We start from the raw sequence: 14,137 nt of genomic DNA on the forward strand, positions 1-14,137 counted from the left end.
GTTACTTTAGGTCTTGATTTCGACAAATTAGGTCAAAAAGCTAAGGAAACTGGAGAAATGCCAAATCCGCCGCAGCTCGATGCAAAAGAAACAGATCAATTAGCGAAGTCCAAGTATGTAAAAGATTATAATTACATAGCTAACACTTTCGGTATTTCTGAAGGGCTTAAACAAGTAGGAGCTTCAGAAGGAGAAGAAGAAGGAAAAGGTAAAGTGGGAATGGCGGCTGCGCGAGGCGGTTCAAGCTCTGGTACAGAAATAGATATGAATGCTTCTTTTATGATTGAGGGAGTTCGCAAGACTGCATTACAAGAAAGCTTTAAAAACGGAAAAAGTAAAATCATTGATGGAAAACCAATAACAGAGCAAATGAAGGATCAGAATGTAGCTTTAATGGAAAAACGATTAGCGGAATTAAACAATTTGAAAGTAGGAGACAAAGTTAAAGTGCAATCAGGGGATAAGAAGGAAACCCTTGAGGTTGAAATTATTGGTATTTACGAAACAAATGAGCAAGCAATGGGTCAACAGGCTCCTCCTATTATGGATCCAGCTAATAAACTATATATGCCGCATTCAACTATGAAAAAATTAGAAGTAGACCAAGGTATAAGTAGTGTTCAAGTCGTGTATTTCTTGAATGATCCACAATATATTGATGCATTTAAAAAAGAAGCAAAAAAATCTAATATTGATTTTAATTATTATAAATTAGATGCGCATGATTCATTGTACAAGCAAATGATTGGTCCTATCGAAAATATCTCTTCGACTTCTCAAATGATTATTTATATTGTATCGATTGCAGGTGCGATTATTTTAGGATTAATCATTATGCTATCAATTAAAGGGCGTCGTAAAGAAATGGGAATTCTATTGTCTATTGGAGAGAAAAAGTGGAAACTGATGGCGCAATTCGTAGTAGAAGTAGTGTGTATCGCTATTTTAGCATTTGGATTATCCATAACAACAGGAGCTAAAGTTTCTCAATATATCGGGGATAATTTACTTTCGAATGAAATTGCTACTGCAAGCGAAGAAACAGATACCTCGCAACATGGTACTGTAATGATGGCTGGACCCGGTGGTACTCTACAAAATCAAAAAGAAGATCCAATTGATAAAATTGATGTAAGTGTAACAGGAGAAGATGTAGGAAAAATGGGTGGAATTGGACTAGCTATTGCTATAATAGCAACGCTTCTTCCAGCATTATCTATTCTACGTTTAAACCCAAAACAAATTCTTTTAAAAGATGAATGAGGAGGCTCGATATGGAGACGATTTTACAGTTTAAAAATTTGGATTATTATTATGAAAGTAACGGAAAAAATGTAGCGATACTAGATAATGTTAACTTTTCTTTTCAAAAAGGACATTTCTACACGATTTTAGGACCATCTGGATCTGGTAAAACTACAACTCTAAGCTTAGGTTGTGGACTAGATGTCCCTAAAAATGGTTATGTACTGTATAATGGCAAAGATATTAGAAAAATTGGCTTGGATCGATACCGTAATCAAAATGTATCTGTAATTTTCCAATCTTATAACTTAATTACCTATATGACCGCTCTTCAAAACGTCTTAACAGCAATGGAAATTACAGGTGTTAAAGTGCAAAATAAAACAGCAAGAGCATTAGAATTATTAGAGAGGGTAGGACTCTCAGAAGCTGAAGCGAAACGAAACGTCCTGCAACTAAGTGGCGGGCAACAACAGCGTGTAGCAATCGCTCGAGCACTATCTTGTAATGTTGATTTACTAATTGCAGATGAGCCGACAGGAAACCTCGACGAGGAAACCGCAATGGATATAATAGAACTGTTTCAAGAACTTGCACATAAAGAGAATAAATGCATTATTGTTGTGACGCACTCACAGGAGGTTGCTAAAAAATCAGATCGTGCAGTGTATTTAAGTAAGAAGAAGTTAATCATAAATGAAATCTAATATAAACATCGTAGCTGTTTAATTCACATATTTTTCAAAAACTAGACCTTTCAAAAGCTTATATTTGATTTATAATAAAATCAAGCCATAATCAAAATGGTCTCCCTGTACTGAATGTTAAAATAGTCTGTTATTCCCGTTTTAATAATATTTTTAAAAGAACTTGTAGTATATTCTACAAGTTCTTTTTATTATAATTGGTTACCTATATCATGGGATAATCACACATAGTTATTGCAGAATTAAACCTACAATCATAATTAAACTAAATACTATTATCCAATCAAACGTACAATAGCCAAAAATTCTAATCCATTTAGGTAATTGATTCATGTTAATTTTATTTGAGGGAACTCCCTGCATAAAAAACATCATTTTTTGATCTCTATCTCTATTATTTTGTTGTTCATACATAATATCATCACCTTTCCAGATATATTGAGTTTGTAGTATATCAACCTAAAGAAAATTATGTACAGAATAAGAGGGGATAGCATATATATTATGTGGTGGACTTTATAAATAAATGCATTTAATTGCCATAGTTCTAAGCACTAATCCGTTATAAATACTGAAAAAGAGCACTACATAAATAGGACTCATTTTCTTCAAATGTTAAGTTGCTGGATATAAATCAGAACCAAGGTAATGTTCTTTTATAATTTGAAGATGATGAAGCTCATGACCAGCAATGATGTATGCTAATGCACGAACTGTAACTTCAGAATTATTCGCATTTCCTCTTTGTGACCAAGCTTCTTTATCTAAGCTTCTAAGTAAATACAGGGTAGATTGGCGAACAACTATTAAATTCTCAAGAAGATCTTGCATAGATTGCTTATCAAAAGCAGCTCTAAGAACATACATATCATCATTATAGCCTGGAAGTTCTGCTGTCTCGCCTCGAGCGATAGATAGCAATCGATACGCCATAATCCGTTCTGTATCTGCTATATGACCGATTACTTCTTTTATACTCCATTTAGTAGGAGCATACCGGAAAAGTCCCTCACTATTAGAAATTCCCTTTAATAAAAGATTCGTTTCCTTCATTTGTTGTTCTAGAATATGTATGATATTTCCGTCTGATACTAAGTTGGTATACGTTGCATAATAGGAGTTATATTCACTTACCTTTGGTCTTATTTGCATACGAATCATCCTTTATCTTTAATCTTTACATATAGCTTATTATAAAAGAATTCCAAATTAATCTGAAAAGTAGAAGATAAATATGTAAATTGAATACAGTTTGTCACTACTTATGATAATCGCCATTTAAGAAGCAGCATTTGTCCATTAAGTGAAAAACCTGTTAATAAGTTTATACTTACTACAAAAACAAACAAACTCGTCCTATTTAAAGGAGAGTTTGTTTGTTTTTATGTTTAGATAATGGAATACTCATGTAAAATTGCACACTATGTTCCATATTTTTTATTGAATACTTTATATCTAGCGTTTCAAGAATTTGCTTAACAATATATAGCCCTAAACCATTTCCTCCAGTATTTCGATTTCTTGATTTTTCAATTCGATAAAATGGTTTGAAAATTTGTTGTAAATCTTCATCTTTAATATTGACACCTGTATTTATAATTTGCATTTCGATTTGACCTTGTTTCGAATCCTCACTTAACTTTATATAGACTTTTTCATTATGTGGTGAATACATAACCGCATTGTGAATAATATTTTTACATGCTTTTTCTAAAAGGGCACAATCGGTATAAATAGAAAGGTCAGAATCAATTTCTTTTATTATTTCGATGCTTTTTTGAGAAGCAAAAAATTCGAGATCTTTTGTGATTGCACCTATTAACTTTGAAGGATTAACTTCCTCTACTTTTAGTTTGAAGGTGTGTTGTTCTAATTTCGATACGCTTAAAATTTCACGAACTAATTGTTCCATACTTTCAATAATTTGATGATTTTTCTTTAAATATTGATCGCGATTTTGATAAGGGCCAATATTGTATATCATTCCTTCTAAGTATCCTTTCATTACAGTAAGAGGGGACTTTAATTCATGTGCTACAATCGCAAAAAACTCTCTGCGTTTTGTTTCTATTTCTCTTTCTTTTTCAATATCATTTTTTAATTGTTCATTTGCTTTTTTCAAATCAAACATAGCTTGTTGCAAGTTAATAGACATGTCATTTAAACTATTAGATAATTCTCCTAACTCATCTGTAGAGCGAACCTCAATTTTTTCGGAGAAATCTAAATTTGCCATCTTTTGTGCACCTTCATTAATATAAATAAGTGGCTTTGTAATAAACCTGGAATAAAAATAAGCACTTCCTATACCAATAACGAGCACAATGATACTAATATAGGGGAGAAAGCGTACTAAAACCTGTGAAGCTTCATCAATCGGTTGAAATGTAGCAAACACTATAAGCGTTAAACTACCATCTTGAAATTGAATTGGTTTCGTAACGTTATATGAATTGCTAAGGGTACTTGCATTCTCGAATCGTGTTGCTTTAGTAACTACTGTTTTTTGCGTACCACTTTGAATAAAAGAAAATGAAGGAGAGTAAATAATTACTCCTTCTTTATTTTGGAGATAAAGCATCGCATTATTTTTTTTGGCGTATTCATCAAAAAGTGGTATCGCATCTTGAAACGTAAGATTTTTAGATTTATCAATGATTTCGTTTATCCCTGTTTGAAGTTGATCTGTTTTATATTGCTCATAAAACGTCGGAAGAAAGAAGTATAAAGTTAAATAAATCAATACTGCAAAGGATAATAAAATGAGAGATGTAGTCATAAAGAGTTTATAAGTAATTTGCTTCATTTTCATGAGTTTCACAATACTATTCATCAATTTTATATCCAATACCCTTTATTGTTTTAATATAAGGGATAGCTAATTTTTTGCGTAGGTTTTTAATATGTGTATCAATTATTCGTGTTTCTCCAAAATAATCGTAACCCCAAACCTTTTCAACGATATTTTCTCTTGGGAGTACTTTTCTCTCATTTTGAAATAGTAGTTGTAGAATTTCAAACTCTTTTGTCGTTAATATAATTTCAACGTCATTTACATATACTCTATATGCATCCACATCAATACGCACTTCTTTAAATATCAAATGATTATTTACATTTTTATCATAACTTCTTCTTAGTACAGCTTCGACTCGTCTAATCAAAACATGAAATGAAAAGGGCTTTGTTATATAGTCATCGATCCCAAGGTCGAATCCTTTCATTTGATCTTCCTCTTCTTCCAACGCAGTTAGCATAATAATTGGTACGTTTGACTGACTTCGAATCATTTTAGAAACTTCAAATCCATTAAGATTGGGCATCATGACATCTAGAAGAATTAAATCAAATGATTGCTTATTAAATTGTGTCATACCCTCTAGTCCATCTGAAGCGACTACCACTGTATAATGCTGTGTCATTAAAAATTGTTTAATTAATTCCTGAATTTCTTGATCGTCCTCAACCACGAGGATATGATAATTTTTCATAATATCACCTCTGGTAGTCATTATAGCCGTACAATCTGGAGTTTATGTGGAGATACAGTAGTAAACTTCATAGGACGTTTACTACCAAAAAGTATTATTAGCTATATTCCTTTTTTATGGAGAAATAATTGCTTAAAAAAACTTATCGTATGAATTGATGTACGATTAATATTTACGAAAAACTAATGTATAATAACGTGAATTGTATGTAGTTTCTTAAAATTCTCGAAAATATACTTTTGCTTCTTTACCAAAAGAGGAAAAGGAATTTCAATATAGAAGAAGCTACTGTAATACTAGAGTGTGTGCCAAGAACTATGAATTTCTTTCATCTAGTTTTTATTTAATCGTTAATCACTACATAACAATGTTCTTGCTAAACCAAAAGTTTAAAGGTACAAACTTGGAGAGATTTATATAATGCTAGAAAGGTTGTGAAATGATTTGATGGGTTATAAAGCGATGCTGTTTGATTTAGATGATACATTACTTGATAGGGATAAAGCAGTAGAGGCATTATTTTTAATTGTTTTAGAAAAGTGTTATGAAAATGTAGATGGTGCGGCTAAAAGCAACATGTTACAGAAATTCAAAGAATACGATAAAAGAGAATATGGCATAAGTAATAAAACGACAGTTTTAGAATCATTGTTTGATGAATTCAGGCCGAAGTATAGATTGCCACGCAATTACATCCAAGATTTTTGGAATAATAATTTCCCTAGATGTTTTTCAATAGACCAAAATACTATTCATTTCTTAAATCAAATAAAGAAGCACTTTAAAGTTGGAATTATAACAAATGGCTCAACTCAGAGGCAAAAAGCTAAAATATTTAACACGAATTTAAATAAGTATTTTGAAACAATCATTATTTCTGAAGAAGTGGGATTTAGTAAACCTGATAAACGTATATTCGAACTAGCATTAAATAAGCTAAATTTACAGCCGGAAAATACTTTATTTGTTGGAGATGACTTAGAAAAGGATATTGCTGGTCCTCAAAATGTAAATATAAAAGGTGTGTGGTTTAACCCTCAGAAGATCAAGAATACTACCAAAATACAACCGTATGCCGAGATTAACACTTTGGATAGTTTGTTAAGTTATGTTACTCCACAATATTTTTATAACAAGTAAAAGTAATCTCATATGTATTCAAAAATATAAAAAAGAGAAACTATCATTAATTTCATTGACCGTATTAGCAATAAAAAATAGGGGCGATTTTAATAGCTTTGGCTAATTTAATCTATGATTAATACAAAGTTTTGTAAAACAATTTTACTCATACTGTGTAAATTATAAAGGGGTGGGACTATGGAAATAAAGAAAGTAGTAATCGATGGAATCAATATTGCGGTCATTAGAAACGATAAGGTATTAATATCGGATGTTCAGTCTGCATTAGATACTATGGCAACAGTTCAATATGAGGTAGATGCGAAACATATTATTATCCATAAATCTTTAATAAGTGAAGATTTCTTTGGCCTAAAAACACGGCTTGCGGGTGATATCCTTCAAAAGTTTATAAACTACAAGGTAAAGATTGCTATTGTTGGAGATTTCTCTATGTATACTAGTAAAAGCTTAAAGGATTTTATTTATGAATGTAATAAAGGGAATGACATTTTTTACTTAGCAACTGAACAACAAGCAATTGAAAAACTAAGTACATTAAAGTAATAATTATATCCTGCTAAATTCCCCCATTTCTCTTAGTTCATAATTATATACGATATAGAAGAACTGATGTTTGTGGTAAACTAAGAGATGAATAAAGGGGGAGTTTTTTTGAACAATTTGAACAATTTTAATAATATAATCCAAAATTTAAATAATATAGTTTACAAACCTAACAACTTAATTATTACGAATCTAAAAGAAGAAAAGCAAAACGCAGAATATGCCGGATGTTTATTCCACTTAAATAACAAAACCATTCGTTTTAGAAAATCAAAAGTTACTCCTAATAAAATTGGGCAATTTGTTTCTTTTTGGGAGAAAGATGAAAATATGCGAAATAGAGCTTTCTCTTATGAAGCTGCTCCTGATTTATTAGTAATCACTTGTATTGCTGATAATAAACTAGGGCAATTTATTTTTCCTAAAGAGATTCTTCTTAAAGAAAAAATATTGAGAACACCAAGTCAAACAGGGAAAATGGCAATGAGAATTTATCCTGTTTGGGATACCACTGTTAGCAATCAAGCTAAAAAGAGCCAAACGTGGCAACTTCAATATTTTGTTGATTTAAGTGATATTATTAATTTGCCTATAGATAAACTATTAAATTTATATTCGTAGCTTTTGATTTGCCCCAAAAAGAAGTAATTACAGAAAAGACATTTGTAATGACGCCTTCTATTAATTTACCTCGTGAATCGTAATTTTTGTACCGGTACAGTTAAATGAAATGTACATTGTTACAGTGCCCCTTAAAATTTACAATCAGCATATATTATTTTAACTTATAAATTTTTAAGGGGTGCTAAATATGACAAGTTTACAAGATCAGCTTTTCACAAGATTAAATCTTAAAAAACGTAATGATGTAACGTTTGAAGAATTACCTACCATACTCTTTTCGTTTGCGCATACTATACCATTTGAGAATTTAGATGTTATAGCACGAAATACGAATCAAATCTCTCCGGAAAACTTGCGAGAGAAAATTTTAACTAGTTCCCGTGGTGGACTTTGCTACGAATTAAACACTCTTTTTTACTATTTTTTAAGAGACTGTGGCTATGATGTACAACTGGCATTAGGTACGGTTTATAAAAACGATATAAATGCATGGGCACTTGAGGATGGCCATATAACAATTATTTTAACTTATAATAATGTACAGTATTTAATTGATGTAGGTATAGCTTCGTTAGTACCTCTTGTTCCTGTACCTTTTACTGGTGAATCTGTTTCTTCAAAAAATGGTTCGTACCGGGTGAGACAAAAAGCTACGAGTAGAGGAAATTATGTTTTAGAAAGAAAAGATGCTGCTGGAGAATGGAAAGTTTGTCATGCTTTTTATAAACATATTATTGATGAGATAGTAGTAAATGATGTTCAAAGAAGAGTGATAGAAGATGAGAAGTCTATTTTTAATAAGGGACCAATTGCAGTAAAGTTGACGAACTCTGGCCATATTTCATTAACGAATACAAGTTTAACCGAAATTATTCATGGGGAAAAAACTAAGCGTGAAATTACAGAAGATCAATATAAAGAGTTTTTATATACTTTATTTGCTATTAAGTTATGAATAATAAAGATAGCCGGTTCTTATTCAGAAGCGGCTATCTTTATTATTTTTGGTGTAAATGGTTTTCTTCTAATATGTTTCGGAAACTGCGGTATAGTTAATGTTTTTAATGTTTCCTCAGCTTCTTCATATGTATGAAAAATTGGTTCTTTTCAATCATCCCCTTGTAAAACTAGCCCTTCATCTCGGATTACATATGGCATAAAACCACCCCATCTAGTAAAGAATTATGTTCTTTTGCAGCAGAATAATACGATTTAAAGTTTGATTTTCTTAATACATATAATACACTAGAACAGTACGAAAAAGTATGTACAATGAACTTTGAATGTAAAGGAAGATTATTATGTCAGTTATTGATAAATTGAAACTTAATAAGTATACAAATATGGTCGTTATTAACGAACCAAGCGATTATGACATTTTTACAGGTAAAGAAACTGCATTCTCAAAAGAACACGATGCTATCTTTATATTTGTAGAAACGCTTGATGAAATGGTGAAACAAACGAATTTTATTATTAGTAATGAAGAATTACTAATTGAAAAAGGTTACGTATTCTTCGCATATCCGAAAAAAGGTAATGCTCGTTATAGTACGTTTATTCACCGTGATGAGATGTTTCCGGCATTAAACGTTGGAGAAGATGGTTATGTGGGAGAAAGCGATATTAAATTTGCACGAATGGTAAGTATGGATGAAGTCTTTACTGTTGTAGGTTTAAAACGTGAAAAGAAAAAAACAACGAAAACATCTGCTATGAGTCAATGTGTTGCCGATTATGCAGATCGAATTAAAGATGTTGAAGCATTATTAACAAATCACCCGAATGAACTTAAGTTTTATCAAAGTTTAACGCCTGGATATCAGAAAGATTGGGCACGTAATCTTTTTTCTGTAAAACAAGAAAAAACACGTGAAAAACGTCTAGAGAAAATGATAGAAATCCTTTCACAAGGCTATAAAACAATTGAATTATTCCGTAAGAAGAAAAAATAATGATTAAGAAAGTCACAATGCTGCAACAATTAATTGTGATGAGTACATTGAAAAAAGCATTCCTTCCATTATACTAAGGAATGTTCTTATATTTATATAATTAGCAAAAGAGAAAAGGTGTTTGAAATGAAATCGTATATTGTAGTTGGATCTGGAATTTTAGGAGCGTCTACTGCTTATCATCTTGCTAAGGCAGGTGCGAATGTTACTATCGTGGATCGCCAACAATTAGGGCAAGCAACTGATGCAGGAGCAGGTATTGTATGTCCATGGCTATCACAGCGTCGTAATAAAGCATGGTATAAAATCGTTAAAGGCGGTGCACGTTACTATTCTTCGTTAATTCAGCAATTAGAAGAAGACGGTGAAACTGACACAGGATATAATCGTGTAGGTGCAATTAGTTTACATACTGACGAGAAAAAGTTAGATCAAATGGAAGAGCGAGCTTATAAACGACGTGAAGATGCCCCAGAGATTGGTGAAATAACTCGCTTATCAGCTGAAGAAACAAAAAAATTATTCCCAGCATTATCAGACGAATATAGTTCTGTTCATATTAGTGGTGCTGCACGAGTAAATGGAAGATTATTACGCAATGCATTAATCAGTGCTGCGAAAAAACATGGTGCAACTTTTATAAAAGGCGATGCCATATTAGTCCGTGAAGGAAATCATATTACTGGAGTTACAGTAAACGATGAAACAATTTTAGCAGAAAAGGTTATTGTAACTGCAGGCGCATGGGCGAATGAAATCTTGAACCCATTAGGAGTTAATTTCTTAGTTACATTCCAAAAAGGACAAATTGTTCATCTGCAAATTGAAAATACAGCAACAGAAAATATGCCAGTTGTTATGCCACCGAACGATCAATATATTTTAACGTTTGACAATGGTCATGTCGTAATTGGTGCAACACATGAGAATGATACTGGTTTCGATCATCGTGTAACAGCAGGTGGTTTACATGAAGTATTCCATAAGGCATTAGCAGTTGCACCTGGCTTAGAAAATGCTACAATGCTTGAAACGAGAGTTGGATTCAGACCATTCACACCAGGATTCTTACCTGTTATCGGGCCACTACCTAACTTTGAAGGAATTCTCGTTGCGAATGGATTAGGGGCTTCGGGTTTAACAGCTGGTCCATACTTAGGAGCGGAACTTGCTAAACTAGCGCTCGGACAACCGATTGAATTAGATTTAAATGATTATGACGTTGCTGGCGCAATTGAATAATATGGAGTACTGCTAACATTTATGAAAAACCATGCTAAACAAATTCGACAGAGAATAAGTAGTTTTTCCTCTGTTAAGAGTAAGCCTGTTTATGAAAAATAAAATTATTTAAAAATAGAGGGCCGACATTATAAACCTGCATTAATAATGTAGAATTGTGATGTCGGCTCTTTATTCATATTGATTTAAAACTTATTTTCGAGAGGAGGTTAAGTAATGAGAGCGCCATATCAAGTATTGATATTTCCTTATATAAAAACTGCCGATTCTATTCAATATGCCATTTTTAACCGAAGTGATTATGGTTATTGGCAAGGAATAGCTGGTGGCGGAGAAGACGGCGAGATTCCTATTGAATCAGCAAAACGGGAAGCATTTGAAGAGGCTGGTATTACAAGAGAATGTCCATATATACAATTAGATTCTGTGTCTTCACTATCAGTAGAAGATGTAGTTGGAGGATTCCTTTGGGGAGAAGAGGTTTATGTAATAAAAGAATTTTCTTTTGGAGTTAAAGTCCCTACAAAAAACATATCATTATCTAAAGAACACTTCAATTATAAATGGTTATGCTTTGAGGAAGCAGTAACGTTTTTGAAATGGGATAGCAACAAAACAGCATTGTGGGAATTAAACAAAAGACTATTAAAACAATAAAAGTGTTAGCTAACAAGGATAGTATTGGAACAAGAATTGAACCATTAACAAACCTTTGCTACACTTCTAAACAATGTTTTAGATTATAAAATAGAGTAATATAGATTTTGTATAGGTAATTTACTAAGAGAACTTGTACTAAGAAAAGCCCTATACAGTTGACTCTGAAAAAATGAAAATAGTTAGAAATATTTTTATATCGTACGGTTTTTGGCTATGAATAACGGAATAAATATTAAGTATTCAACAGTTTAAATAAAATGAGTTAGCTTTTTATTTTAAGAAGAAAGATGACTCGTTTTATGCTAAAATTCGCTTAGTGTATATTTTCGTTAAAATGTGGGTGGGCCCCCTTTTAGCAAAACCGGAGTGGAAATGATGAGTATAAATAGTTTTGTGGGATTGATAAAGGACGAATTATTAAAAGAGGTAAGTATAAGAAGTGAGGATGAATTCGAGCCTGTAGTAGTTAAAGATATTCCTAGACTTTGGAAGTGTTTAGGAACAGGTAATTATGCCGCAGTATTCATGCACAAAGAATACAAAGATTGGGTAGTGAAAGTTTACGTGCGAGAAGGAGAAGGAATTGAAAAAGAGTCAGAAGTATACCGAAGAATTGGAGATCATCCTTCTTATTCAAAGCTTATATATAAAGGAGAAAATTTCATAGTATTGAAACGTTTAAAAGAAATTACCTTATACGATGCTATTCATAAGGGAATTAAAATTCCTAAGCAAGTAATACTTGATATCAATGAGGCTTTAGAGTATGCGAGGGAACAAGGGTTAACTCCTTGTGATGTTCACGGGAAAAATGTGATGATGGAAAAAGGAAGGGGATATGTAGTCGATGTATCTGATTTCTTAAAAACAAAAGAAGATAGTAAGTGGAGAGACCTAGAAAAGGCATATTTCACCTTTTATTTTCCTTTCATTTATAAATTGCCTTTCCCCGTTAAAATACCGTATTTTATGTTAAACATTGTTAGACGTTCGTACAGAAAATATAAGAAGCTTAAAAAGAAATTCAAATTATAAAAGGACCACATATGTTCCCAAAAACGAGTTGAATTCACATAAATTACTGTAGAAAAATTTAAATTTTTGTTTAGGGGCTACTTCAAGACCTTAGCTTGCTGGGTATGGGGTATTTAATTTCTTATCTTGATGAGTATGGGATACTGCCAGCATTTCTTCTATCTTCTATATTCTTGTTGTAGGGTGTTATAAAATTCTTAAGTTAATAGGCCTTGAGTGGCATACATAGCAGAATTAACGAGTAAATGTAATAATCTCATCAACAGCTTTGATATAACCACCTGCCTCACGGAATGATTGACTAATTTTTTTGGCATTCTCTTTGTAAATCGAATGCTGCAACACTTCATTAACGGCATGTTTTAAATCCTCGGCCGATAATTGCTGGATATTTAACATAAATCCTGCGCCAAGTTCGTATACTCGCTCAGCAATCGTATGCTGATCATTTATAAATGGGAGCATAACTAGAGGTACTTCAAAATAAAGTGATTCACTTGTGCTATTCATTCCACAATGACTAATAAATACATCCGCTTGACGCAGTATATCTAATTGTGGAAGATAGTTACCAACAATAAAATTATCAGGTATATCTCCTAGCTGCTCCACTGTTAATTGTTTGCCTATACTAAGTACTACTTTCGCATTGAGATCTTTTAAACCGACGAAACATTTTTGATAGAATTCAGGCTGATTATTAATTATGGTTCCCATAGAAATATAAATCACACGTTCTCCTTTTAATTCATCAACCGAAAAATCATTTAGAGTTTCATTTTCAGCAATGGAAGGACCGATAAAAATATAGTCATCCTTAAAATCCTTGCTGTTTCTTTGGAAATAGCGAGAAGTAAAGACAATATTCAAATCGCCTGAACCCGGACAAAGTAAAAAATTATCAGATAGGGATACTTCATATTTTCCTTCTAAATATTGTTTCCTTTTTGCTATTTCTTCTAATTGCAAAAATGCTTGTAGCATGGCTAAACGTTCCTGTTTTTGTTCTATGTTTCTTGTTCCTGTCAGGTTCATATTTTCTTTTAGTTCTTGTGAAAAAGCAAACGTGGTCCAAGTTGCAATAGATGCTAAACCTCTATGGTGAGCAACCCATTTTCCAGGTAAAGACTGTGCATCATAGAGGATATAATCGTATGTTTCTTTGGAGATTTCTTCAAAAATGGCATCAGTAATTCTTTCCATAGCATGAAGGAAGTGTAATAAGTACTCTTGAGGATGGGAAGTCATAAGATTCATAGTTTCCGAAAGCTCTCTTTGTGCCTCTTGATTGATGGGGCGGAATTGCGCACCTGCTTTTTTGATTTTTTCTTCAAAATCATTTGATGAATAATAGACAATGTTGTCTCCACGTTGTACTAAATCCTGTACTAATCCTAATGTTGGATTTAAGTGTCCTTCTCCACCTATATTGATGTAAAGTGCTTTTTTCATCTTTATCCCCTCCAGTAAATTTGATATCGTTAAATGT

Annotated in this window: 15 protein-coding genes and 1 pseudogene; 10 read left to right on the plus strand and 6 right to left on the minus strand. The window is 32.3% G+C overall.

Going from position 1 to position 14,137, the window contains the following annotated elements:
- Both DN400_RS16660 and DN400_RS16665 read left to right on the plus strand, forming a co-directional pair.
- On the plus strand, positions 1-1,263 hold a 1,263-nt coding region (locus tag DN400_RS16660), incomplete at its 5' end, for an ABC transporter permease (RefSeq protein WP_147801763.1).
- An 11-nt stretch (positions 1,264-1,274) separates the two neighbouring features.
- On the plus strand, positions 1,275-1,952 hold the full coding sequence (locus tag DN400_RS16665; RefSeq protein WP_072938658.1) for an ABC transporter ATP-binding protein: 678 nt from the start codon (positions 1,275-1,277) through the stop codon (positions 1,950-1,952).
- 231 nt (positions 1,953-2,183) lie between these two features.
- On the opposite strand, the gene DN400_RS16670 is transcribed toward DN400_RS16665, so the two are convergent.
- The 4 genes from DN400_RS16670 to DN400_RS16685 all read right to left on the minus strand — a co-directional run bounded on the left by DN400_RS16670 (position 2,184) and on the right by DN400_RS16685 (position 5,443).
- Positions 2,184-2,366, minus strand: a complete 183-nt coding sequence (locus DN400_RS16670; protein ID WP_098256169.1) for a hypothetical protein — start codon at positions 2,364-2,366, stop codon at positions 2,184-2,186.
- A 201-nt stretch (positions 2,367-2,567) separates the two neighbouring features.
- A complete protein-coding gene (locus DN400_RS16675; protein ID WP_098256170.1) occupies positions 2,568-3,104 on the minus strand; it encodes a DinB family protein in 537 nt (178 codons plus the stop codon).
- Between the two features lie 208 nt (positions 3,105-3,312).
- The gene (locus DN400_RS16680) at positions 3,313-4,785 is read right to left on the minus strand and encodes a sensor histidine kinase (protein WP_240523006.1); all 1,473 of its coding nucleotides are present in this window, start codon (positions 4,783-4,785) and stop codon (positions 3,313-3,315) included.
- On the minus strand, positions 4,778-5,443 hold the full coding sequence (locus DN400_RS16685; RefSeq protein ID WP_098211301.1) for a response regulator transcription factor: 666 nt from the start codon (positions 5,441-5,443) through the stop codon (positions 4,778-4,780). Before DN400_RS16685 ends, DN400_RS16680 begins: the two co-directional genes overlap by 8 nt.
- Positions 5,444-5,890: 447 nt before the next feature.
- Between DN400_RS16685 and DN400_RS16690 the strand changes: the two genes are divergently transcribed.
- The 4 genes from DN400_RS16690 (at position 5,891) to DN400_RS16710 (ending at position 8,711) form a co-directional block, all read left to right on the plus strand.
- Positions 5,891-6,583, plus strand: coding sequence for an HAD family hydrolase (locus tag DN400_RS16690; protein WP_141534634.1), 693 nt, complete (start codon positions 5,891-5,893; stop codon positions 6,581-6,583).
- A 180-nt stretch (positions 6,584-6,763) separates the two neighbouring features.
- Positions 6,764-7,132, plus strand: coding sequence for a DUF4180 domain-containing protein (locus DN400_RS16700; protein WP_147801764.1), 369 nt, complete (start codon positions 6,764-6,766; stop codon positions 7,130-7,132).
- Between the two features lie 117 nt (positions 7,133-7,249).
- Positions 7,250-7,753, plus strand: coding sequence for a MepB family protein (locus DN400_RS16705; protein WP_001058859.1), 504 nt, complete (start codon positions 7,250-7,252; stop codon positions 7,751-7,753).
- 190 nt (positions 7,754-7,943) lie between these two features.
- Positions 7,944-8,711, plus strand: coding sequence for an arylamine N-acetyltransferase family protein (locus tag DN400_RS16710; RefSeq protein ID WP_097821825.1), 768 nt, complete (start codon positions 7,944-7,946; stop codon positions 8,709-8,711).
- Positions 8,712-8,731: 20 nt separating this feature from the next.
- Here DN400_RS16710 and DN400_RS16715 read toward each other — a convergent pair.
- Positions 8,732-8,914, minus strand: a pseudogene (locus DN400_RS16715) (hypothetical protein).
- 143 nt (positions 8,915-9,057) lie between these two features.
- On the opposite strand from DN400_RS16715, the gene DN400_RS16720 reads away from it, so the two are divergent.
- From DN400_RS16720 to DN400_RS16735, 4 genes are all read left to right on the plus strand, one after another.
- Positions 9,058-9,711, plus strand: coding sequence for a YdeI/OmpD-associated family protein (locus DN400_RS16720; RefSeq protein WP_000110846.1), 654 nt, complete (start codon positions 9,058-9,060; stop codon positions 9,709-9,711).
- A gap of 126 nt (positions 9,712-9,837) precedes the next feature.
- Positions 9,838-10,953 carry an NAD(P)/FAD-dependent oxidoreductase gene (locus tag DN400_RS16725; protein ID WP_097821824.1) on the plus strand — a complete coding sequence of 372 codons (1,116 nt, stop codon included), beginning with the start codon at positions 9,838-9,840 and terminating at the stop codon, positions 10,951-10,953.
- A gap of 216 nt (positions 10,954-11,169) precedes the next feature.
- Complete coding sequence (locus DN400_RS16730) at positions 11,170-11,610, plus strand: NUDIX hydrolase (protein WP_001202588.1); 441 nt, start codon at positions 11,170-11,172, stop codon at positions 11,608-11,610.
- A gap of 378 nt (positions 11,611-11,988) precedes the next feature.
- Positions 11,989-12,648: a protein kinase family protein gene (locus DN400_RS16735; protein ID WP_097846080.1), complete on the plus strand. Its 660-nt coding sequence runs from the start codon at positions 11,989-11,991 to the stop codon at positions 12,646-12,648.
- 234 nt (positions 12,649-12,882) lie between these two features.
- On the opposite strand, the gene DN400_RS16740 is transcribed toward DN400_RS16735, so the two are convergent.
- On the minus strand, positions 12,883-14,100 hold the full coding sequence (locus DN400_RS16740; RefSeq protein WP_065228935.1) for a macrolide family glycosyltransferase: 1,218 nt from the start codon (positions 14,098-14,100) through the stop codon (positions 12,883-12,885).
- Between the last annotated feature and the right edge of the window lie 37 nt (positions 14,101-14,137).

Origin of the sequence: Bacillus sp. AR8-1 (genome assembly GCF_008042345.1) — a bacterium.
GTDB classification, from domain to species: domain Bacteria; phylum Bacillota; class Bacilli; order Bacillales; family Bacillaceae_G; genus Bacillus_A; species Bacillus_A cereus.